Source organism: Mycobacterium sp. 852002-10029_SCH5224772, assembly GCF_001667315.1.
Classification (GTDB): Bacteria; Actinomycetota; Actinomycetes; order Mycobacteriales; family Mycobacteriaceae; genus Mycobacterium.
Genome location: NZ_LZHT01000005.1, coordinates 214,604 through 236,174, shown reverse-complemented (window position 1 = coordinate 236,174; position 21,571 = coordinate 214,604). Strand labels below are relative to the sequence as shown.

Annotated in this window: 20 protein-coding genes; 4 read left to right on the top strand and 16 right to left on the bottom strand. The window is 68.2% G+C overall.

Annotated elements, in window-relative coordinates; genetic code table 11:
• From dnaG to A5775_RS01615, 3 genes are all read right to left on the bottom strand, one after another.
• Positions 1–1,501, bottom strand: a 1,501-nt coding sequence (gene dnaG / locus A5775_RS01625) for a DNA primase (protein WP_067246315.1), incomplete at its 3' end; no start/stop codon positions are given.
• 30 nt (positions 1,502–1,531) lie between these two features.
• The gene (locus A5775_RS01620) at positions 1,532–2,149 is read right to left on the bottom strand and encodes a superoxide dismutase family protein (protein ID WP_067246312.1); all 618 of its coding nucleotides are present in this window, start codon (positions 2,147–2,149) and stop codon (positions 1,532–1,534) included.
• Positions 2,150–2,216: 67 nt separating this feature from the next.
• On the bottom strand, positions 2,217–3,485 hold the full coding sequence (locus A5775_RS01615) for a deoxyguanosinetriphosphate triphosphohydrolase (protein ID WP_067246309.1): 1,269 nt from the start codon (positions 3,483–3,485) through the stop codon (positions 2,217–2,219).
• 88 nt (positions 3,486–3,573) lie between these two features.
• On the opposite strand from A5775_RS01615, the gene A5775_RS01610 reads away from it, so the two are divergent.
• A complete protein-coding gene (locus tag A5775_RS01610; protein WP_067246306.1) occupies positions 3,574–5,550 on the top strand; it encodes a TPM domain-containing protein in 1,977 nt (658 codons plus the stop codon).
• A gap of 48 nt (positions 5,551–5,598) precedes the next feature.
• Here the strand turns inward: A5775_RS01610 and A5775_RS26160 are convergent, their stop codons facing one another.
• From A5775_RS26160 to A5775_RS01595, 3 genes are all read right to left on the bottom strand, one after another.
• Complete coding sequence (locus A5775_RS26160) at positions 5,599–5,820, bottom strand: hypothetical protein (RefSeq protein WP_067246303.1); 222 nt, start codon at positions 5,818–5,820, stop codon at positions 5,599–5,601.
• 590 nt (positions 5,821–6,410) lie between these two features.
• Positions 6,411–7,643, bottom strand: coding sequence for a PPE family protein (locus A5775_RS01600; protein WP_067246300.1), 1,233 nt, complete (start codon positions 7,641–7,643; stop codon positions 6,411–6,413).
• Between the two features lie 248 nt (positions 7,644–7,891).
• Entirely contained in the window at positions 7,892–9,283 is a 1,392-nt protein-coding gene (locus tag A5775_RS01595; RefSeq protein ID WP_067246367.1) for a glycine--tRNA ligase, read from the bottom strand.
• A gap of 206 nt (positions 9,284–9,489) precedes the next feature.
• Here A5775_RS01595 and A5775_RS01590 point away from each other — a divergent pair, with 206 nt between their 5' ends.
• Both A5775_RS01590 and A5775_RS01585 read left to right on the top strand, forming a co-directional pair.
• On the top strand, positions 9,490–9,891 hold the full coding sequence (locus A5775_RS01590) for a metalloregulator ArsR/SmtB family transcription factor (protein ID WP_067246297.1): 402 nt from the start codon (positions 9,490–9,492) through the stop codon (positions 9,889–9,891).
• Between the two features lie 49 nt (positions 9,892–9,940).
• On the top strand, positions 9,941–10,333 hold the full coding sequence (locus A5775_RS01585; protein ID WP_067246294.1) for a Fur family transcriptional regulator: 393 nt from the start codon (positions 9,941–9,943) through the stop codon (positions 10,331–10,333).
• 87 nt (positions 10,334–10,420) lie between these two features.
• Here A5775_RS01585 and A5775_RS01580 read toward each other — a convergent pair whose 3' ends face one another.
• From A5775_RS01580 to recO, 3 genes are all read right to left on the bottom strand, one after another.
• Positions 10,421–10,849, bottom strand: coding sequence for a hypothetical protein (locus A5775_RS01580; protein WP_067246290.1), 429 nt, complete (start codon positions 10,847–10,849; stop codon positions 10,421–10,423).
• Positions 10,849–11,718, bottom strand: a complete 870-nt coding sequence (locus A5775_RS01575; RefSeq protein WP_067246287.1) for a decaprenyl diphosphate synthase — start codon at positions 11,716–11,718, stop codon at positions 10,849–10,851. The genes A5775_RS01580 and A5775_RS01575 overlap by 1 nt, the downstream gene beginning before the upstream one ends.
• A 161-nt stretch (positions 11,719–11,879) precedes the next feature.
• The gene (gene recO / locus A5775_RS01570; protein WP_067246283.1) at positions 11,880–12,677 is read right to left on the bottom strand and encodes a DNA repair protein RecO; all 798 of its coding nucleotides are present in this window, start codon (positions 12,675–12,677) and stop codon (positions 11,880–11,882) included.
• 61 nt (positions 12,678–12,738) lie between these two features.
• Here recO and A5775_RS01565 point away from each other — a divergent pair, with 61 nt between their 5' ends.
• Positions 12,739–14,241 (top strand): amidase, encoded by a 1,503-nt coding sequence (locus A5775_RS01565; RefSeq protein ID WP_067246280.1) that lies wholly within the window; start codon positions 12,739–12,741, stop codon positions 14,239–14,241.
• A gap of 24 nt (positions 14,242–14,265) precedes the next feature.
• Here A5775_RS01565 and era read toward each other — a convergent pair whose 3' ends face one another.
• The 7 genes from era to dnaJ form a co-directional block, all read right to left on the bottom strand.
• Positions 14,266–15,165: a GTPase Era gene (gene era / locus A5775_RS01560; RefSeq protein WP_067246276.1), complete on the bottom strand. Its 900-nt coding sequence runs from the start codon at positions 15,163–15,165 to the stop codon at positions 14,266–14,268.
• Entirely contained in the window at positions 15,158–16,468 is a 1,311-nt protein-coding gene (locus tag A5775_RS01555; RefSeq protein ID WP_067246273.1) for a hemolysin family protein, read from the bottom strand. The genes era and A5775_RS01555 overlap by 8 nt, the downstream gene beginning before the upstream one ends.
• A 42-nt stretch (positions 16,469–16,510) precedes the next feature.
• Positions 16,511–17,728 carry a hypothetical protein gene (locus tag A5775_RS01550; protein WP_369827756.1) on the bottom strand — a complete coding sequence of 406 codons (1,218 nt, stop codon included), beginning with the start codon at positions 17,726–17,728 and terminating at the stop codon, positions 16,511–16,513.
• Between the two features lie 50 nt (positions 17,729–17,778).
• Positions 17,779–18,312 (bottom strand): rRNA maturation RNase YbeY, encoded by a 534-nt coding sequence (ybeY, locus tag A5775_RS01545; protein ID WP_067246266.1) that lies wholly within the window; start codon positions 18,310–18,312, stop codon positions 17,779–17,781.
• A gap of 20 nt (positions 18,313–18,332) precedes the next feature.
• Positions 18,333–19,391 carry a PhoH family protein gene (locus tag A5775_RS01540; RefSeq protein WP_067246263.1) on the bottom strand — a complete coding sequence of 353 codons (1,059 nt, stop codon included), beginning with the start codon at positions 19,389–19,391 and terminating at the stop codon, positions 18,333–18,335.
• Between the two features lie 215 nt (positions 19,392–19,606).
• Positions 19,607–20,368 (bottom strand): 16S rRNA (uracil(1498)-N(3))-methyltransferase, encoded by a 762-nt coding sequence (locus A5775_RS01535; RefSeq protein WP_067246260.1) that lies wholly within the window; start codon positions 20,366–20,368, stop codon positions 19,607–19,609.
• A 21-nt stretch (positions 20,369–20,389) separates the two neighbouring features.
• Entirely contained in the window at positions 20,390–21,538 is a 1,149-nt protein-coding gene (dnaJ, locus tag A5775_RS01530) for a molecular chaperone DnaJ (RefSeq protein ID WP_067246257.1), read from the bottom strand.
• Positions 21,539–21,571: the final 33 nt, after the last annotated feature.

Here is a 21,571-nt window from a genome sequence, read left to right as displayed (position 1 = left end):
TGGTGCGCGGCGGGCTGCATCCGGGCGACGCCTTCCTCGACCTGGTCGTCGAACACGGCGAAAAGCTGCGCGGGCGGCGGAACACCTTGGGTCCGGGCCCGCCGCGGGGCGGGGTCTTGGACTTTTTGGACTGGCTGCGCACCCGGTCGATGAGCTGCGCCACGTCGTCCCAGCCGACCCACCCGGCGAGCTGGCGGGCGTACTCGTCGCGCAGCGTCGGGTCCTTGATCTCGCCCACCATGGGTACGCAGCGGCGTAGCGCGGCCACCCGGCCCTCGGCGCTGTCGAGGTCCATCTCGGCGAGCGCGGACCGTATCGCGAACTCGAACAAGGGTGTTCGCCGGGCCACCAGATCGCGCAGGGCCCCGTCGCCGGACTTCAACCGCAAATCGCAGGGGTCCATGCCGTCCGGCGCGACGGCCACGAACGACTGCCCCGCCAGATTCTGCTCGCCGCCGAACGCCTTGAGGGCGGCGGCACGCCCGGCCGCGTCGCCGTCGAAAACGTAGATCAGCTCTCCGCGAAAGAAGCTGTCGTCCATCATCAGTCGGCGCAGCATCGCCAGATGCTCGTCACCGAAAGCGGTGCCGCACGACGCCACGGCGGTGGTGACCCCGGCCAGGTGCATCGCCATCACGTCGGTGTAGCCCTCGACGACGACGGCCTGGTGCCCCTTGGCGATGTCGCGTTTGGCCAAGTCGATGCCGAACATCACGTTCGACTTCTTGTACAGCAGCGTCTCGGGCGTATTGATGTACTTGGCTTCCATCGGGTCGTCGTCGAACAACCGGCGGGCCCCGAAACCGATCACCTCGCCGGCCGCGGTACGGATGGGCCACAACAGCCGGCGATGGAAGCGGTCCATCGGTCCGCGGCGGCCCTGCCGCGACAGGCCGGCAGCTTCCAGCTCCTTGAACTCAAAACCCTTGCGCACCAAGTTCTTTGTCAGTGAGTCCCAGCCGGACGGTGCGAAGCCGCACCCGAAGCGACGGGCGGCCTCGGCGTCGAAGTTCCGCTCGGTCAGATATTGGCGGGCCGGTGCCGCCTCGTCAGATTCCAGCGCCGCCGCGTAAAACTCCGCCGCGGCCGCGTTGGCCGCGACCAGCCGGCTGCGACTACCGCGGTCGCGCTGCACACTAGTCGCCGGGCCGGAGTAGGTGATGGTGTGACCGATCCGGTCGGCGAGCAGCTCGACCGCCTCGACAAAGCTGACGTGTTCGATCTTCTGGATGAACGCGTACACGTCGCCACCCTCGCCGCAGCCGAAGCAGTGAAAGTGGCCATGGTTGGGGCGGACATGAAACGACGGCGACTTCTCGTCATGAAACGGACACAGCCCCTTGAGCGAATCCGCCCCGGCGCGCCGCAACTGCACGTAATCGCCGACCACTTCGTCGATGCGCACCCGTTCGCGGATGGCGGCGATGTCGCGATCGGGGATCCGACCGCGGCCCCGGGCACGCCCATCGCGCTCGCTCCATGAACCTGCCGGGCTGGACATCGGCTCAGTCTAAGGCGGCGGCGGGCAAGGCTAGCCCGTTCCGATGACACCGCACGCGACGCGATCCATCGCGTTCTCGGTGTCCTGGGCGCCGTGCAGCATCAGCGCGGTCTTGTTACCGGCCAGCAGGTCATCCCGGGTGAACGAGTCGGTGGTGGTGACCAGGTAGGCCGCGCCGTCCTGCCGCACCTCGAGCGTCGACAAATCGCCGCTCTCGGGCTTGCCGGTGTGTCCGGGGGCCTGGTAGTGGCCGCCGGCGGACAAGAAGTTGCCGGGCGCACCGCCGGTGGGGGCCACCGAGTTCGGCTCGCACTTGCCGATCTCGTGGACGTGCAGGCCGTGCAGGCCGGCGGTCAGGATGCCGGTCGCCACCGTCTTGACGGTGACGGTCACATAGTTGCCGGTGAAGTCGAAGGTCGCGGTGGCCGCCGTCCGACCGTCGGGCGCCTTCAACTCGGCGCTGAGCGAGCCGCCGGCGGGCGCCGGGGTCGTCGTCTCACCGGAGGACGCGGGTGGGGCGCTCTTCACCGGCGGGGTGGTGCCTTGCTGGCTGCTCGCGTGCTGCGGTGAACTGCAGGCAGTCATGGCGACGACGGGAAGCCCCATCACGAGAGAGGCCATCAAAGGCGAGCCGCTGAATTTCTTCATGTCGGGCAGCCTAACTCGCGGCGACCACACCGCTTCGCGGACCGGACGATGTGCGGCCACCGGCTCACTACGGAGCGGGCTGGCGGGCGTCGATCCGTTCCAGCCGACCCTCGGTGAAAGAGGCGATCTGATCGACGACGATCCGCCACCGGGCGCCGTCGTCGGCCGCGACGTTGAAGGCCGCAGCAAAGATCGGATCGAGGGTTCGGGGCGCTCCCGCATACAACCAGTGCGCCACCCGATGGATGCGCTCACGCTGTCGGGCCTGGGTTTCCTGATGCCGCGGATCGGACATGATGAATTGCAGCGCCAGGATTTTCAGCAAGGCAACCTCGGCGCGCACCAGATCGGGAACCTGCAGTTCGGCCCGGTAACGCACCAATGGGCCGGGTCCGGCCGTCGCGCGGGTGGTGGCGACCGCGGCCGAGGCAAACCTGCCGACCAGCTCACTGGTCAGCCGCTTGAGCGCGACCGACGCCGCGAGCGTGGCATCGTACTTGCCCACGGCGGCGACCACGGGCAGCGCCGACAGCCGCCGCGCGGCCGCCATGAAATCGTCGGCGCGCACGCGGGAGAACTCGGTCTCGCCCAGTTTGGCCAGCGCCGCGGCCTCGTCGTCGTCGGCGAGCACCCGCAGATCGATGCGCTGGGAAACGACGCCGTCCTCCACGTCGTGCACCGAGTAGGCCACGTCGTCGGCCCAGTCCATCACCTGAGCCTCCAGGCACATCCGGCCCTGCGGTGCACCCGCCCGCACCCATGCCGCCGGCTCACGGTCGACGTCGTAGAACCCGAACTTGCGCGCCCCGTTCTCGCCGCGCGGCCACGGATACTTGGTCACCGCGTCCAGCGACGCGCGAGTCAAGTTCAACCCCGCGCTATTCCCCTGTGCGTCAAGCACTTTGGGCTCGAGGCTGGTCAGGATTCGGAAATTCTGGGCGTTGCCCTCGAAGCCGCCGTAGCTCGCCGCGACTTCGTCGAGCGCGTGTTCGCCGTTGTGGCCGTAGGGCGGGTGACCGATGTCGTGGGCCAGGCCCGCCAGCTCGACCAGGTCGAGGTCGCAGCCCAGCCCGACGGCCATTCCCCGCCCGATCTGGGCCACCTCGAGGGAGTGCGTCAGCCGGGTGCGCGGCGTGTCACCCTCCCGCGGCCCGACAACCTGGGTCTTGTCGGCCAGCCGGCGCAGCGCGGCGCTGTGCAGGACCCGAGCCCGATCGCGGGCGAAGTCGGTGCGGTGCTGGCCTTCGGTGCCCGGCAGACCCGCAGTCTTCGCCGCTTCGGCCACCCGTCGCTGACGGTCGAAGTCGTCGTAGGGGTCGTGCTCATTCCTGGTCACCGACGCACAGTCTGCCAGGGAATGCCCGCCCGAGTCCGGCTCGACTCGTGCCTACTGGCCTGTGTCGTCACGAGGCTAGATTGGCCCTATGCGCACCGCTCGCCTGCTCGCCGTGCTCGCGACGCTGCTCACGGTCGGCCTCAGCGGGGGGCTGCTGTTGGCGCCGTCCGCCGGCGCGCAACCGCCCTTCCGGTTGGCCGACTACATCACCGACAACGCGGGCGCCCTGTCGGATTCCGGTCGCACCACCGTCACTGCCGCCGTTAACAAGCTCTACACCGACCGCCACATCCGGCTCTGGGTGGTCTACGTCGACGACTTCTCCGAGCAGACCCCGACCGGGTGGGCACAGCGCACCCTGCGCGCCAGCGACTTGGGCGGCTACGACGCGCTGCTGGCCGTCGCGACCACCAGCCGCGCGTACGCCTTCTTGGTGCCGTCCACCATCAAAAGTGTCAACGCCAGTCAGGTCGACGACTTGCGGCGCAACAAGATCGAACCCGCCCTGCACAGCGGTGACTGGAGCGGTGCCGCGGTGGCGGCCGCCAACGGACTCGACGCGTCGCCCGGTTCGTCCGGTCGGGTGATCCTGCTGGCCACACTGGCCGGCATTCTCATCGCGCTGGCGGGCCTGCTGCTGGTGATGCGTTACCGCGGCCGGCGCCGGCGGGCCGAGGCATTGGCCGCCGCACGCCGGATCGACCCCACCGACGTCGACGCGCTGGCCGCGCTGCCGTTGCAGGCGCTCGATGACCTGTCCCGCGCACTGGTCGTGGAAGTCGACAACGCGCTACGCACCAGCGCCAACGAACTGGACCTGGCGGTCGGAGAATTCAGTGACGAGCGAACCCGACCATTCACCCAGGCGGTGACGAACGCCAAAGAGGCTCTGTCCCAAGCGTTCACGATCCGTCAGCAACTGGACGACAGCATCCCGGAAACAGCCGCGCAGCGACGGGAGCTGCTCACGGAGGTGATCGTCTCGGCGGCGCGGGCCGACCGCGAGCTGGAGTCACAAACCGAGGCGTTCGAGAAGTTGCGCGATCTGGTGATCAACGCTGCGTCGCGGCTGGATGCGCTGACGCAGCAGTACGTGGAACTCACCACCCGCCTCACCCCGGCGGAGCAACGGCTGGCGGCGCTGCACAACGACTTCAGCGCTGCCGCACTGACTTCGGTGTCGGGCAATGTCGCGACGGCCAAGGAGCGGCTGGCGTTCGCCGACCGCAACATCGGCCGCGCCCGTGAGCTGGCCGCCCACGCCGTGACCGGTCGGCAGGCCGGTCTGGTCGACGCCGTTCGAGCCGCCGAGTCAGCCCTCGGGCAGTCGCGAGCGTTGCTCGACGCGGTCGACAACGCGGCGGGCGACATTCAGCACGCCATCGATGGGCTGCCGTCGGCCATGGCCAACATCCGCAATGACATCAGACGCGCCGACGAGCTGCTGCAGAAGAAATCCGCGCACAGCACCGAGCTGGCGGCGGCCCGCGACGCGGCCACCAGGGCGGTCGAGAGCGCCCGCGCCGGCGGTTCCGACGATCCGCTGGGCGCCTTCGGACAGCTGACCAAGGCCGACGCCGCCCTCAACGCGCTGCTGGCCACCATGGCTGAAGAGCAGGCCGGCGCCGAGCAACTCCAACGATCGCTGGAGCAGGCGATGTTCACCGCGCAATCGCGGGTGCGCGCCGTATCCGACTACATCGACACGCGCCGGGGCAGCATCGGCCCGGAAGCCCGCACCCGGCTGGGCGAAGCCAAACGCTACCTGCAGGCCGCGCAGGACACGGCTGCGACGAACCCGACCGAAGCGATCGCCCACGCCAATGCGGCGTCGACGCTGGCCGCTCATGCCCAGTCGCTGGCCAACGCCGATGTGCAAACGATGCAGCGCGCCTACACCCGTCGCGGCGGCAGTGACATGGGCGCGATGCTCGGCGGCATCATCATCGGCGACCTACTCAGCGGGGGCATGCGGGGTGGGTTCGGCGGCTGGAGCCCGACGTCGTTCGGTGGCGCCCCGGGCTCATCCGATGGCGGTTTCATGGGAGGCGGCGGCCGATTCTGAGCCGCCGCATGGCGGGCTACCGCAGCGAGTTTCGGTGTCTTAGCGGGCTTAGCCGGCCGCCGGGGAATGCGGTATCACGCCCACGGGCCGTGCCGCGGCTTCGCCTTCCCACCCGCTCCAGACGCCGTCGGCCACCGCTGTCGGGCGGGGCGTGTCGAACGTCTCTTCGGTGGATTCGACGCTCGCGTCCGTCTTCGGCGCCCAGTGGTCGTAGTCGTCCGGTGGAACGACCAAACCCCACTTGAGTGGCACCGACAAACTGCCGAGCACGCCGGACTCACCGCGTACTGCCGACACCGTGTCATCCGGTAGCGGCGAACCGAGAGGCAAAAGCACCCCTGCCCCCTTCCACAGCCGATCTGAGCGTTCGGGCGCTGTGGCGAACTTATTTACACCAACCGATTCACATCGTAAGACAAACTGAAGAAAATATGCGGGAATTGCCAATTTTCCTTAATTTGAGTGTGTGTCGAACGATGCGGGCCCCTCACCGTAGCGGGAGGATGGCCGCCGCGCGGGCGAGTCGCGCCGACAAAAGCCGGTATCTCATGTCCCGCCGGGGACCACCTGCAACTGACTAGCAACCACAAACGCCTTGCCGTGCAGCACTTTACGACAGGCCGCGATGGCCGGGTCGATCGCTCGGCCCTGGGTGCTTGCGGCCCAACCCGCTGCTACGCCATCGCTTACACCCGGGCAGCACCCGCGCGCAGGTGGGCCGGTCGGGTTCTTACGGGCCGCATCAGATGAATTCAGCCATCGCGATGCACGGTGCGGTTGCCGCATGGGCCCACATAACGGGGAATTCCGTTTTCGCACCGCCGTGCACTCCCTGCACATCCGCAACAGCGGCACGCCGATCATCGGGTCCGCGGCACCACCTTTGGCCGGGACCGGACCACCTCCGCCTTGGTGCCGCGGTCCTCACCCTCGGGGCCTTTCTCGCCCACCGGCATGGCCGCCATCGGCACGCCGCTGCCCGGCCCGGACGCGCCCACCGTCGCGGCCGCGGTCGGCGCTGCGTTGGCCACACCCGACATCGCCGGTGTGGGTACGTATGCCGGCATCGACCCCTGCCATGTCGCGGGGACCGACATCGCGCCGACGAACCGCGCAGTACCCAGGCCCGCCGACGCGACGCCCAGGGCACCCAGCCCTCCACCGGTCAACGGTTGCAGGTCGGATAGCACGCCGGTGGCGCTGTGCGGAGCCTCGGCGGCCACGTTGGTGGCAGTGAGCAATACCGGTGCCGGCGCCGCCGCCGCCGGCGCGACCGCCGCCGGACCGGTGGTTTGGGCCAGCGCGACCATGGGGGGCATCAGCGCGCTGGCGGGGTACATCCCGGCCTGCGCCACCGTCGTCAATGTCGCGACCGGCGTCGAGGTCATCAACGACGTCAGCGACGAAACCGCCGGGGAGAGCGCCATGAACACCGACTGCAGCTGCGAAGCGAAGGCAGTCCCCAATGAGGACAAGCCCTGCAAGAACTGCGACGCAAAAGTCAGGGGCGCCGTCACCAGGTCGGCGAGGCCCGCCAGACCTGCGGACGCCGCGCCGCCGCCGAGGCCCGCGGGCGGCGGGCTGAACGCGGGCAACGTCTCCACCAGCGACTGAGCCCCCGCGTGGTAGCCCACCATCGCGGCCACATCCTGTTCCCACATCTCGATGTATTCGAGCTCGGTCTCCGCGATCGCCGCCGTGTTCAGGCCCAAGAAGTTCGTGGCAATCAGGACGAGCAATCGGGCCCGATTCGCCAGCACCGCCGGCAGCGGCACCGTCGCCACCAGCGCCCCCTCGTACGCCAGCGCCGCCAGCCGGGCCCGTATCGCGGCCACCTCCGCCTCGGCCGCGGCGATGAGCAGCCATTGCACGTAGGGCGCCGCGGCCGCGGTCATCGATACCGACGCCGGTCCCGTCCAGGCGCCCGCTGCCAGGTCCGTCACCACGGTGTTGAAGGACGACGCCGAGGACGACAGCTCCACCGACAGCCCGTCCCAGGCTGACGCCGCCTCGAATAAAGGTCCGGATCCGGGGCCGCCGAATATCAATGCCGAGTTGATCTCCGGAGGGAAGAACAAAAACGCGGGAATCATTCACACCCCAACCGACCGAGTCAACGGCTCTGCTCCAGACGGCCCGACATCCGCCCGCGGCGCAACTATCTACTTATGCCCCAGGGCAGATCCTAAGGCACCCCCACCGCAAAGGCCGGACTTTTAAGCAAACCTTAATTCGCAAATCCGGCCCGGGGACGGCACACGATTCACCCGCGCGCGAGTCGGCCAGAGGCGCACCGACGCAACGGGACCCAAGATGGGCCACCGCAATACGGCCCCGGCGGTCAGCAGCCTTTGAGCCGTGCCGCCAGATAATCGGCCACCGTGTTCATCGCGACGCGCTCCTGGGACATGTCGTCGCGCCGGCGCACGGTCACCGCGTCGTCCTCGAGTGAGTCGAAATCCACCGTCACGCAGAACGGCGTGCCGATCTCGTCCTGACGCCGATAACGCCGCCCGATCGCGCCGGCGTCGTCGAAATCGATATTCCAAAACTTGCGCAGCTCGGCGGCCAGGTCACGGGCCTTGGGACTCAGGTCGGCGTGCCGGGACAGCGGGAGCACGGCCGCCTTGACCGGAGCCAGCCGCGGGTCCAGTCGCAAAACGGTGCGCTTTTCCATCGCGCCCTTGGCGTTCGGGGCTTCGTCCTCGACGTAGGCGTCGATCAAGAAGGCCATGAACGACCGCGTCAAACCGGCCGCCGGTTCGATGACATACGGGATGTACCGCGTGTCGGTGGCCTGGTCGTAGAACGACAGGTCGACGCCGGAATGCTTGGAATGCGTCGACAAGTCGAAATCGGTGCGGTTGGCGACGCCCTCCAGCTCACCCCACGGGTTGCCGGCGAAGCCGAACTTGTACTCGATGTCGACGGTGCGATCGGAGTAGTGGGACAGTTTGTCGGCGGGGTGTTCGAACAACCGCAGATTCTCCGGATCGATACCCAGCCCGACATACCATTGCAGCCGGGTGTCGATCCAATACTGATGCCATTCCTTCGCGGTCGAGGGCTCGACGAAGAATTCCATTTCCATTTGCTCGAACTCGCGCGTCCGAAAAATGAAGTTGCCCGGGGTGATCTCGTTGCGAAAACTCTTGCCGATCTGGCCGATTCCGAAGGGCGGCTTCCTGCGGGCGGTCGTCACCACGTTGGCGAAGTTGACGAAGATGCCCTGCGCGGTCTCCGGCCGCAGATAGTGCAGGCCTTCCTCGGTCTCGATGGGTCCCAGGTGGGTCTTGAGCATCATGTTGAATTCGCGGGGCTCGGTCCACTGCCCGGGCTCGCCGGTGTCCGGGTCGCGGATGTCGGCCAGCCCGTTGGGCGGCGGGTGGCCGTGCTTGGCCTCGTAGGCCTCGATGAGATGGTCGGCGCGGTAGCGCTTATGGGTGATCAACGACTCGACCAGCGGGTCGTGGAAGACCTCGACGTGGCCGGAGGCCACCCACACCTGCCGCGGCAAGATGATCGACGAATCCAGGCCGACGACGTCGTCGCGTCCGCTGACCACCGCGCGCCACCACTGCCGTTTGATGTTCTCTTTGAACTCCACACCCAACGGGCCGTAGTCCCACGCCGACCGGGTTCCGCCGTAGATCTCCCCCGAGGGAAAGACGAAGCCGCGCCGCTTGGCCAGGTTCACTACGGTGTCGATGACGGACGCCACGGGCTGGTGCACTCCCTTTCCGGGGTTGGGTGGACGCGCGTGGCGGTTGACCGCCGTGCGCAGAGCATCAGTCATGGTAGCGATCGGCGCCGCGGTCTTTGACATGCGTCATCATGCATGTGACAGTGGAAGGCAGCCGATACGGCGGATACTCTCCCACTACCTGGCACTTCTCGAGGTGATGCCGCTCCATGATGTCCCCCTCACCGTCTCCCTCGATGCCGGCCGCCGCCGGTGGCGACACCGGAACGGACCTGGACGCGGTCGCTCACGACCACGGCGAACTCGGCGCCGGTGGGCACGCCGGTCTGGTCGATTACCCCGTCCCGCCGCCGCGGGAGATCCTCGATGCCGCGGGCGAGTTGTTGCGCGCGCTGGCCGCGCCGGTGCGCATCGCCATCGTGCTGCAATTGCGGGCGTCCCATCGCTGCGTGCACGAGTTGGTGGACGCGCTCGGCGTGCCGCAGCCGTTGGTCAGCCAGCATCTCAAGATCCTGAAGGCGGCCGGCGTGGTTGCCGGCGAGCGATCGGGGCGCGAAGTGCTGTACCGGCTCGCTGATCATCACCTCGCGCACATCGTGGTGGACGCGGTCGCGCACGCGAGCGAGGACACACCGTGACGTGCGCCGGCGACGATGCAGCGCGAGGCGCTGAGGAGGAGTGGCGCACATGACAGGAGCGAGCGTCCGCTCCACCCGTCAGCGCGCGGCGATCTCGACGTTGTTGGAGACGCTCGACGAATTCCGCTCGGCGCAGGATCTGCACGACGAGTTGCGCCGCCGCGGCGAGAACATCGGTCTGACCACCGTCTATCGGACGCTGCAGTCGATGGCCGCGACGGGAATGATCGACACGCTGCGCACCGACACCGGCGAATCGGTCTACCGCAGGTGTTCGGAGCATCATCACCACCACTTGGTTTGCCGCAGTTGCGGTTCCACGATCGAGGTGGGCGATCACGAGGTGGAGGAGTGGGCGACGGCCGTGGCCGCCAAGCACGGCTTCTCCGACGTCAGCCACACCATCGAAATCTTCGGCACCTGTTCGGAGTGCCGGGGCTGACCCGCGATGCCCCCAGCGAATGTGCGGCCGGCCGCATACTCGGCGCCCACGGTGCGGCTCGCCGCACACTGGGCGATGCGGGCCGGTTCACCGTGTCAGTGTGCGGCGTATCTCGGCGCCGGTGTCCAACACCAACAGGACGAAGGTCCGTAGCGCATCGTCGGTCAGGCCGGCGCCGGGAAAGTTGTAGCGCAGCATCACGTCCGCGCTTTTTGACGCGGCCTTTCCCGAATTACGCTGCACGGCTTTGTCGTTGACCTTTTCGATCAGGCTCACGCTGCCGAAGTTGCTGTCGCGCGCCTGCTTGGCGGCGAGGTCGCTGATCTTCTTGGTCAGCGGCAGATCCCACGCCACTATCTGGGTGAGCGACACCAGGTCGAGGTCCTCGGCGATGTTCACCACCCGCAGCGATGCGATGGTGCCTTCATGGTGGACGGTCAGCGCGCCGTCGGTCTCCTCCTGCAGCGCAAGGACATCGCCGAGGATCGATGCCAGACGTTCCTGCAGTGATGGCACTATGCGCTCCCGAATCTGCGATTGCGCGAGGCGTATTCCTCGCAGGCGGCCCACAAGTCGCGACGGTCATAGTCGGGCCACAGCTTGTCCTGAAAGACGTACTCGGCGTACGCGGCCTGCCACAGCATGAAATTGCTGGACCGATGCTCCCCCGAGGTCCGCAGGAACAGGTCCACGTCGGGAATGTCGGGCCGCTGCAGGTGATGCGCCACCGTCGACTCGGTGATGCGCTCCGGGTTCAGCCGGCCGGCCGCGGCCAAACGTGCGATTTCCTTTGTGGCCTCGGCGATTTCGGCGCGACCGCCGTAGTTCACGCAGTAGTTGACGGTGATGACGTCGTTGTCCTTGGTCATGTCTTCCGCGATCGCCAGCTCATTGATCACGCTGCGCCACAGGCGGGGCCGCGACCCGACCCACCGGATCTTGACCCCTATCGTGTTCAGGTTCACCCGGCGCATGCGCACCACGTCACGGTTGAAGCCCATCAGAAAGCGGACCTCTTCGGGCGAACGCTTCCAGTTCTCGGTCGAGAAGGCGTAGAGGCTCAGCCATTTGATCCCGATTTCGATTGCGCCACAGACGATGTCGATGACGACGGCCTCACCGGCACGATGGCCGTCGGTGCGGGTCAGCCCCTGTTGGGTGGCCCAGCGGCCGTTGCCGTCCATGACGATGGCCACATGATTGGGCACCCGGTCGGACTCGATCCGGGGCGCGGCCGCCTTGGAGATGTGCTGCGGCGGCCGGCACGGGCCACCGTCGGCGGACGGCGGCAGCTCCGGAAAGGCGACAGGCCAGGTCGACTTGTCGGGAAAGACCGGATAGTCCTGCGGCGCGGGGGGCAGCTGCGGGAAACCGCGGTTTGTCACTTGCGCCCCGCCGGCCTCGGTTGGAGGGTATGTGTCTTTTGCCCGCCTCCGAGCGACAAGTTTGGCTGTCCTGCGTTTGTCGCTCGAAGGTGGGCACAACACATGCCGACTGGCGCAGATGCGGGTGTGACGGATGTGATCACCGCGCGTCAGCCGTCCCGTTAGCCACAGTCCATATCCTGCCCGATCAGCGTGGCGCGCTGGTCGGCGACGGTGCGGTCGACGTGATACGTCCGTTCTACGAGCGGCAACGTCTTGAGCTGCCGCTCCAAATGCCATTGCAGGTGCGCCGCCACCAGACCGCTGACGTAATTACGGTGCGATTGCTGGGTCTTTTCGGCGAAGTCCCAATCGCCGTCGTGCAGTGCCGACATTAGATCCAGCACTCCGGGAGGCGGCGTCGTCGAACCGGCCGGGCGGCAGTGCGTGCAGACGCTGCCGCCGGCGCCGACATGGAACGCACGATGGGGACCGGGCGTGGCGCAACGGGCACACTCGTTCAGCGCCGGCGCCCATCCGGCGATGCCCATCGCCCGCAGCAGGTAGGCGTCCAGCAGAAGGTCCCGGGACCGGCGGCCGTCGGCCACCGCCCGCAGGGCGCTCACCGTGAGCCCGTGCAGGGCCGGGGCGGGCGCCCGCTCCTCACCGGCGAGGCGTTCGGCGGTTTCCAGCATGGCGCACCCGCAGGTGTAGCGGCCGTAGTCGCTGACGATATCGGTGGCGAACGCGTCGATCGAGACGACCTGGGTGACGATGTCGAGGTTGCGGCCGGGATGCAATTGCGCGTCGATGTGCGCGAACGGCTCCAGCCGCGCACCGAATTTGCTGCGGGTGCGACGCACGCCCTTGGCCACCGCGCGGACCAGCCCGTGATCACGGGTCAGCAGGGTGACGATCCGGTCGGCTTCGCCGAGCTTGTGCTGGCGCAACACAACAGCTCGGTCTCGGTATAGCCGCATCCCCATAGTTTTGCACCCCGCCGCGACATTGCGGGTATCCGCGCCGTTAGTCTCGTACCCCGTGATTGGCGCTTCTGGGTCGGGTTTCGGGGCCCTCTCCGGCTCGGGTCCCGGATCCGGCCGCCGGCGCCTGCCCACCCTCACTGACCTGCTCTATCAGCTGGCCAGCCGCTCGGTGACCTCCACCACACTGGTGGGTCGTTCGCTGCACGCCATCCACGCCAGCCAACCCACGCTGAACGCCTTCCGGGTGGTGCTCACCGAGTCGGCGCTGGCCGACGCGGCCGAGGCCGACCGGCGCCGCGCGGCCGGGGACACCGCCCCGCTGCTGGGGATTCCGATCGCCGTCAAGGACGACGTCGACGTTGCTGGCGTGCCCACCGCGTTCGGTACCGAGGGGTCGGTCGCACCGGCGACGCACGACGCCGAGGTGGTGCGCCGCCTCAAGGCGGCCGGCGCGGTGATCGTGGGCAAGACGAACACCTGCGAGCTCGGCCAATGGCCGTTCACCAGCGGGCCCGGTTTCGGGCATACCCGCAATCCGTGGTCGCGACGGCACACCCCCGGCGGATCGTCGGGCGGCAGCGCCGCGGCGGTGGCGGCGGGCCTGGTGACGGCCGCCATCGGGTCCGACGGCGCCGGCAGCATCCGCATTCCCGCGGCGTGGACGCACCTGGTGGGCATCAAGCCACAGCGCGGACGCATCTCGACCTGGCCGCTGCCGGAGGCGTTCAACGGCATCACGGTCAACGGCGTGCTGGCCCGCACGGTGGCCGATGCGGCGCTGGTGCTCGACGCCGCTTCGGGCAACGTCGAGGGCGATCGACACAAACCGCCCGCGATCACCGCCTCCGACTATGTGGGGAAGGCGCCCGGCCCGCTGAACATCGCGCTGTCAACCCGGTTCCCCTACACCGGTTTCCGGCCCAAGCTGCACCCGGAGATCCTGGCGGCGACGCGCGCCGTGGGTGGCCAACTCGAACTGCTGGGCCACACCGTGGTGCCCGGCAATCCGGACTACGGCATGCGGTTGTCCTGGGACTTTCTCGCCCGGTCCACCGCGGGTCTGCGGGATTGGGAGGAGCGGCTGGGCGACGGCGTCGTCCTGGACCCCCGCACCCTGTCCAACCTGCGGATGGGCGCCGCGCTGGGGCAGGCGATCCTGCGCAGCGCGCGCCGCCACGAGGCGGCCGACCAGCGCCGAGTGGGCTCGATCTTCGACATCGTCGACGTGGTTCTGGCGCCGACCACCGCCCAGCCCCCGCCGTTGGCGCGGGCCTTCGACCGGTTGAGCGGCTTCGGCACCGACCGCGCCATGATCGCGGCGTGCCCGCTGACTTTCCCGTGGAACGTTTTGGGATGGCCGTCCATCAACGTTCCGGCGGGTTTCACCTCCGATGGCTTGCCGATCGGGGTGCAGCTGATGGGCCCGGCGAACAGCGAGGGCATGTTGATTTCGCTGGCCGCCGAGTTGGAAGCCGTGTGCGGATGGGCGAGCGAGCAACCCCAGCCGTGGTGGAATCAGAGCGCGGACGCTCCCCCGGCGCCCCCATCCAGCGGCTGACGCGGCGGCCGCGCGTCGTAGCAGCTAAAAACCCAGCCGGCCAAGCTGTTTGGGGTCGCTCTGCCAGTTTTTGGCGACCTTGACGCGCAGGTCGAGGTACACCTTGGTGCCCAGCAGCTTCTCGATCTGGGCGCGCGCGGCGGTGCCGACATCCCGCAGCCGGGCGCCACCTTTGCCGATGATGATGCCCTTCTGGCTGTCGCGTTCGACGTAGAGCAGCGCGTGCACGTCGATCAGGTCGTCGCGATCCTCCCGTGGGCTGACTTCGTCGATGACCACCGCCAACGAATGCGGAAGCTCGTCGCGAATCCCGTCCAGGGCCGCCTCCCGGATGAGCTCGGCCATCAAGACCTCTTCGGGTTCGTCGGTCAGCTCCCCATCGGGGTAGTAGGCGGGCCCGGGCGGCAGCGCCGCGGCCAGCACCTCGATCAAGACGTCCACCTGCGTCCCGGCCACCGCCGACACCGGGATGATCTCGGCCGAGTTACCGACCAGCTCGCTGACCGCGACCAACTGCGCGGCGACCCGATCTTTGGGCACCTTGTCGATCTTGGTGACGATGGCGGCCAGTGTCGCCCCGGGCGCGGTCGCCCGGATCTGCTCCACGATCCACCGGTCTCCCGGTCCGATCGCCTCGTCGGCCGGGATGCACAGCCCGATCACGTCGACCTCGGCGTAGGTGTCGCGCACCAAGTCGTTGAGGCGCTTGCCCAGCAGGGTGCGCGGACGGTGCAGACCCGGCGTGTCGACGAGAATGATCTGGAAGTCGTCGCGGTGCACGATCCCGCGGATGGTGTGCCGGGTGGTCTGCGGCCGCTTCGAGGTGATGGCGACCTTGGTCCCGACGAGCGCGTTCGTCAGCGTGGACTTCCCGGTGTTGGGTCGGCCGACCAAACATACAAAGCCGGAACGGAATTCAGTCATGCTGCGTGGATTCCTCGCCGTCGGGTGAGCCGTCGGATTCGACGGGGCTGAGCAGGACGGTGCCGATGCGCACTCGCCCGCGGTGATCGGTGCCGCCTTCGGCATGCAGCCGCAAACCGTGTGAGATCACCTCGGCGCCCGGCAGCGGCACCCGGCCCAATTCCAGGGCGAGCAGGCCGCCCACGGTGTCGACGTCGAGGTCGTCGTCGAACTCCACGCCGTAGAGCTCGCCGAGGTCTTCGATCGGTAGGCGCGCCGACACCCGGAAACGTTTGTCGCCCAAGTCTTCTATCGGCGCCGTCTCCGCCTGGTCGTACTCGTCGGCGATCTCGCCGACGATTTCTTCCAGCACGTCTTCGATGCTGACCAGGCCGGCGATCGCGCCGTATTCGTCGACGAGCAGCGCCATGTGGTTACGGTCGCGCTGCATTTCACGCAGCAGCGCATCCAGGGGCTTGGAGTCCGGCACGAAGACCGCCGGCCGCATCACCCGCGTCACCGGCGTGGTCCGGCCGCCACCACCCGACAAAAAAGTCTGCTGGACAAGGTCTTTCAAGTACACGACGCCGACGATGTCGTCGACATTCTCGCCGATCACCGGGATGCGTGAATGCCCGCTGCGCACCGCCAGGTTGATCGCCTGGCTGGCGAATTTGTCGCTTTCGATCCAGATCATCTCGGTGCGCGGCACCATGACCTCGCGGGCCGGGGTGTCGCCGAGTTCGAACACCGACTGGATCATCCGGCGCTCCTCGGCCGCGACCACACCGCGCTGCTGGGCCAGGTCGACGACCTCGCGCAACTCGATCTCGGAAGCGAACGGCCCGTTTCTGAGCCCCCGCCCCGGGGTGACCGCGTTACCCAGCACCACCAGCAGCCGGGTGATCGGCATCAACAACCACGAAATCGCTTGCAGCGGAAGCACTGTCGTCAATGCGATGGAATAGGCGTGTTGGCGGCCGAGGGTGCGTGGGCCCACCCCCATGACGACGAAGCTGGTCACCACCATGATCGCCGCGGCGCCGAACAGCCCCCACCTCAGTCCGAAGTTGTCGTAGAGGAACACCACCAGCAGCACGGTCGCGGTGATCTCGCAGGTGATCCGCAGCAGCACAACGAGGTTGATATAGCGGGGCCGCTCCGACATCACCTTGGACAGCGCCACCGCCCCGGGCCGCTCGTCGCGCACCATCTCCTGAACCCGGGCCAGCGACACCGTGCTGATGGCCGCATCGATCGCGGCGAAAAGTCCGCCCAGCGCGATCAACGCGACCGCGCCGAGCAGCTCAGACCAGCCGGTCAATGCTCGCACCTCGACGTTGTCACTGACTCCCCTACGGCTTCGCTAGGACTCAGCGGCGTCGTCCTCGCTGCGATTCCGGCGATTGAGCAGCCAGGCGATCAGGCCCACCACCACCGCAAACCCACCGAAGCGCAGCGCCATGGTCCACGCGGACTGGTGGGGCTGGCCGGGCTCCTGGTGGTGAACGGCGAGCAGCACCAAAAAGCCGCCGTCGTCGGTGAGGCCGACACCCGGCGTCGGCTGGGTCTTGAGCACCCGGATCTGGGCGGGGGCGCTGCTGGAGTTGTCGATCTGTCCCCAGGCCAAGGTGGAGTCGTCGAGCAGGAACGTGTCCTGGCTGCCCTGGGGCTGGCTACCGTCGTGACCCACCACCGCGACGTGGCCCACTTCCACGGTCTCGCCTTTGGCGGGAACGGACACGACGACGTTCTCGTACAGCTTCGGGGGCGCCGGCGGCCGGTAGTCCGGCGGCGGCGGCCCGTTGTAGCCGTTCAGCGGTATCGAGCCCCCGCCGTAGAAGCTGCCCGACGCCACGTAGCTGTCGCCGACCGCGGTGAAGGGGACCAGGCCGACGGTCGCCGCGTCGAGCACCATCCGGGCGCCGTGCGGCAGGTACAGCTGCTGGTAGGCGCCGTTGTAGAAGTAGCGGAACGTCATCGCCTGATTGAGCGGGTTGTAGAGGGTCGGGCGGCGATAGGCGTCGTCGTAGTCGACGTAGTCCCAGTGGCGCGGCCGGACGAACCGGTGATCGTCGATCTTCAAGATGTCGACGTTTTGCCGGTGGGAATTCACGACGTTTTGCACCTGCTGGTTGAAGTCCACCTCGGTCGGCGGCTTCGGCGGGTTGGCGGGGTCGGCGCGGCTCACCGGTGCCGCCTTGGCCGCCGCGATCGCCAGCGACGGCGCATCCAGCCCTCTCGGCGGCGCGACCACCGGGGCGTTGCGCGGCGCATCGGGGCCCGGCGGATTGATCTCCAGCACCGGGACGCTGTTCTGACCCGAATTCGGCGGCGGAAGGACCAGCGGGTTCTGCACCGGCGGTGGAGGCGGGGGTGGCTCGTACACCGGGATGGGCACTTCTGGAACCGGTGTCGGCGCGTTGCTCGGGGGCCCCTGGACACCGCGCTTGTCCTCGTTGCACACGTTGGCCGTGTGGTACGCGTTCACGTAGAACATGCAGCGCTGGCAGGAGACGGGATTCGATCCCGCGCCGGCGCAAGGGGCCGCCTGCGCCACCGTGCCGGGGATGGCGACGATCATCGAGATCGGCGCGAACGCGATGGCTGCCGCCACCAGAATCCAGAGTCGGCTCAATTGTCGAAATACCTTGACTTGTCCAGCAACCGGCGGTCGCGCTCCTCCTGGCGGTCCTGGCGGTAGGCCTCGACCTGGTCGGCGACCCACTCTTCGAGCAACCGGTCCTGCAGGGCGAACATCTCCTTTTCCTCATCGGGCTCGCCGTGGTCGTAACCGATCAGGTGCAGCACACCGTGGATGGTCAGCAACGCCAGCTCGTGGCCCAGGCTGTGCCCCGCAGTGGCAGCCTGACCGGCGGCGAATTCCGGGCACAGCACGATGTCGCCCAGCATCGAGGGGCCGGGCTCGGGGGCGTCCGGGCGCCCGCCCGGCTCGAGCTCGTCCATCGGGAAGCTCATCACGTCGGTGGGGCCGGGCAGGTCCATCCAGCGCATGTGCAGGTCGGCCATCGCGGCGGTGTCCAGCAGCACCATCGACAGCTCGGCCGCCGGATTGACGTCCATCTTGGCGATGACATGCCGCGCGACGCTGATCAACTCGGCTTCGGAGACATCGATGCCCGACTCGTTGGATACCTCAATGCTCATAGAACCCGCTCGCCGCACCATCATCGGCGACCGCGCGAGCCCGACGCCCGCCGCGTCGCCCGGTTCATCGTCAGGTCGGGCTCTTCGAACTTGGCATAGGCGTCGACGATTTCCGAAACCAGCCGGTGGCGCACCACATCCACGCTGGTCAGCTCGGCCACGTGGATGTCCTCGACGCTGTCGAGGATCTCCATCGCCGAGCGCAGGCCCGACTTGGCACCGCCCGGAAGGTCGACCTGGGTGATGTCGCCGGTGACGACGATCTTGGATCCGAAACCCAAGCGGGTGAGGAACATCTTCATCTGCTCGCCGGTGGTGTTCTGCGCCTCGTCGAGAACGATGAACGCGGAATTAAGGCTCCTGCCCCGCATGTACGCCAGCGGCGCCACCTCGATGACGCCCGCCGACATCAGCTTGGGGATCAGCTCGGCGTCCATCATGTCGTAGAGCGCGTCGTACAGCGGCCGCAGATACGGGTCGATCTTCTCGCTGAGCGTGCCCGGCAAAAAGCCAAGGCGCTCACCGGCTTCCACGGCGGGCCGGGTCAAGATGATGCGGCTGACCTGTTTGGTCTGTAATGCGTTGACCGCCTTGGCCATCGCCAGATACGTCTTGCCGGTACCGGCCGGGCCGACTCCGAAGACGATGGTGTTGGCGTCGATGGCGTCGACGTAGCGCTTCTGGTTGAGCGTCTTGGGCCGGATCGTCTTGCCGCGCCGCGACAAGATGTCCAGCGTCAGCACTTCGGCCGGTGACTCATTGTCGGTACCGGCCAGCATGGCGACGCTGTGCCGGACCACCTCCGGGGTCAACGGCTGCCCACTGGCGACGATCGCGATCAGCTCGGATATCACCCGCTCGGCGAGCGCGACGTCGGCGGGCTCACCGGAGATGGTGAGGTTATTGCCGCGCACGTGCAGATCGGCGTCCAGAGTGCGTTCCAGGGAGCGCAGGTTCTCGTCTGCCGAACCCAGCAGGCCCATGACGGTATCGGGCGGAACGTTGATGCTGCTGCGAACTTGAGCGTCGGCCTGGAGGGCTCCGGCTGCGTCAGCAGCGCTGGTCTCGCGGGGCGTCACGTGGTTTTCGATGCCTGCCTTGTGTGAAGTACTCGCCGATCCCGGCGTTTTCTAGCGCTTTTATCCTACCGCCGGGTGACGCTGACCCCAATGCGCAGCACGCCGTGAATGCTCAGCGCCGCAACAGGGTGTTCGCCGGCGGGTCCTTGTCCTGCACCTTGTGGGCCTGCGTCACACCGGTGGCGGGCGGCCGTACAGGGAAAAGCCACTCGCATTCACAGCCCTGACGGGTGATCCCATCGCGGCGTCAGCACCCCGAGCGCACCCAGCGCCACGGCCGCGGCGGTCGACGTCCGCAGCACCTGCGGACCCAGCCGCACCGGCGCGGCGCCCGCGCCGGACAACTCCGCAATCTCGTCGTCGGCGATGCCGCCCTCGGGGCCGACCACCAGGAACACCGATGTCGCTCCCGTGAGGTCGAAGTCGGCGAGCCGGGCGGTGGTCGACTCGTGTAAGGCCAGCACCGTCGCGCCGCCGGCCACCTCGTCGCGGATCCGCGACGTCAGTTCCGCGGTAGACAGCACACCGTCGACCGACGGGATGTGCGCCCGGCGGGACTGCCGGGCCGCCGAACGGGCGACGGCACGCCAGCGGCGCAAACCTTTGTCGACCCGGGCGCCGTGCCAGTTGGCCACGCAACGCGCCGCCTGCCAGGCCAGGAACCCGTCGGCGCCGGCTTCGGTGGCCAACTCGATGGCCAACTCCGCTCGCTCCGACTTCGGCAGCGCCTGCACCACCGTCACGGGTGGACACCCAGGCGCGACGGTCCAGCGCTTCAGCACCCGCGCGCGCAACCCGTCACGCCCGGCGTGCTCCACCTCGCAGTGCGCCAGGGCTCCGGCGCCGTCGCCGAGCACCAGCTGCTCACCGGGCCGAATCCGCCGCACGGTGGCGGCATGAAACCCCTCGTCGCCGCCCAGGACGGCCAGCGCGCCGGTCTCGGGCAGATCGTCGGTGTAAAACAGGGTCGCGACCATGGGCGCGCGTTCGCGCTCCGGTTAGCGGCCGGTGAAGGTTTCGCGGAGCCGGCTGAACAATCCGCCGCCGGCGTGGGTCGAGCGCACCTCGGGGACGTCGCGGCTGCGGCGAGCCTTCAGTTCGCGCAGCAGTTCGCTGTCGCGGCTGTCCAGACGGGCGGGAACCACCACCTCGACATGGACATGCAGATCGCCGCGGGTACCGGTCCGCAGGTGCGGCATCCCGTGGCCGCGCAGCGTGATGACCGAAGCCGGTTGCGTGCCAGGCGGAATGGTGATTTCGCTGACGCCGTCCAGGATGGCGTCGACGGTGACCGTGGCGCCCAGCGCCGCGTCGACCATCGGCACCGAAACGGTGCAGTGCAGGTCGTCGCCCTCGCGGACGAAGACGTCATGGCTCTGTTCGTGAACCTCGACGTACAGATCACCGGCCGGGCCCCCGCCGGGGCCCACCTCGCCCTGGGAGGCCAGGCGCACGCGCATGCCGTCGCCGACGCCGGCGGGGATCTTGACGCTGATCTCCCGGCGGGCGCGCACCCGGCCGTCGCCCATGCACTGGTGGCACGGGTCGGGGATGACGACGCCGACGCCGCGGCAGGTCGGGCACGGCCGCGACGTCATCACCTGCCCCAGCAGGGAACGCTGCACGGTCTGGACCTCGCCGCGACCACCGCAGGTGTCGCACGGCACCGGCGCCGAATCGCCGTTGGTGCCCTTGCCCTGGCAGCGGTCGCACAACACCGCGGTGTCGACGGTGACCTGCTTGGTCACGCCGGTCGCGCACTCTTCGAGATCGAGCCGCATCCGCAGCAGCGAATCCGAGCCCGGCCGCACCCGCCCGATGGGGCCGCGGGAGGTCGCGCCGCCGCTGAAGCCGCCACCGAAAAAGGCCTCGAACACATCGCCCAGGCCACCGAAGCCGCCGCCGAAGCCGCCGCCCGCCGCGGCCGCGCTCTCCATCGGATCTCCGCCCAGGTCGACGACCCGCCGCTTCTCGGGATCGCTCAGCACCTCGTACGCGACGCTGATTTCCTTGAACTTCGCCTGCGCGGCCTCATCGGGGTTGACGTCGGGATGCAGTTCGCGCGCCAACTTGCGGTACGCGCGCTTGATCTCCCCGTCGTCGGCGTTTCTGCTCACGCCGAGCAGCCCGTAATAATCGCGTGCCACGCCTGACTCTCCTATACCTGGTCTTTCTCCGCG

Bases quoted from the DNA above. Each gene is read 5' to 3' on its own strand.
- A5775_RS01550 (WP_369827756.1), bottom strand. From the start codon at position 17,728: ATGATCGTCGCCATCCCCGGCACGGTGGCGCAGGCGGCCCCTTGCGCC.
- ybeY (WP_067246266.1), bottom strand. From the start codon at position 18,312: ATGAGCATTGAGGTATCCAACGAGTCGGGCATCGATGTCTCCGAAGCC.
- A5775_RS01535 (WP_067246260.1), bottom strand. From the start codon at position 20,368: ATGGTCGCGACCCTGTTTTACACCGACGATCTGCCCGAGACCGGCGCG.
- A5775_RS01620 (WP_067246312.1), bottom strand. From the start codon at position 2,149: ATGAAGAAATTCAGCGGCTCGCCTTTGATGGCCTCTCTCGTGATGGGG.
- A5775_RS01590 (WP_067246297.1), top strand. From the start codon at position 9,490: ATGCCGGCCGCCGCCGGTGGCGACACCGGAACGGACCTGGACGCGGTC.
- A5775_RS01600 (WP_067246300.1), bottom strand. From the start codon at position 7,643: ATGATTCCCGCGTTTTTGTTCTTCCCTCCGGAGATCAACTCGGCATTG.
- A5775_RS01610 (WP_067246306.1), top strand. From the start codon at position 3,574: ATGCGCACCGCTCGCCTGCTCGCCGTGCTCGCGACGCTGCTCACGGTC.
- A5775_RS01585 (WP_067246294.1), top strand. From the start codon at position 9,941: ATGACAGGAGCGAGCGTCCGCTCCACCCGTCAGCGCGCGGCGATCTCG.
- recO (WP_067246283.1), bottom strand. From the start codon at position 12,677: ATGCGGCTATACCGAGACCGAGCTGTTGTGTTGCGCCAGCACAAGCTC.
- era (WP_067246276.1), bottom strand. From the start codon at position 15,165: ATGACTGAATTCCGTTCCGGCTTTGTATGTTTGGTCGGCCGACCCAAC.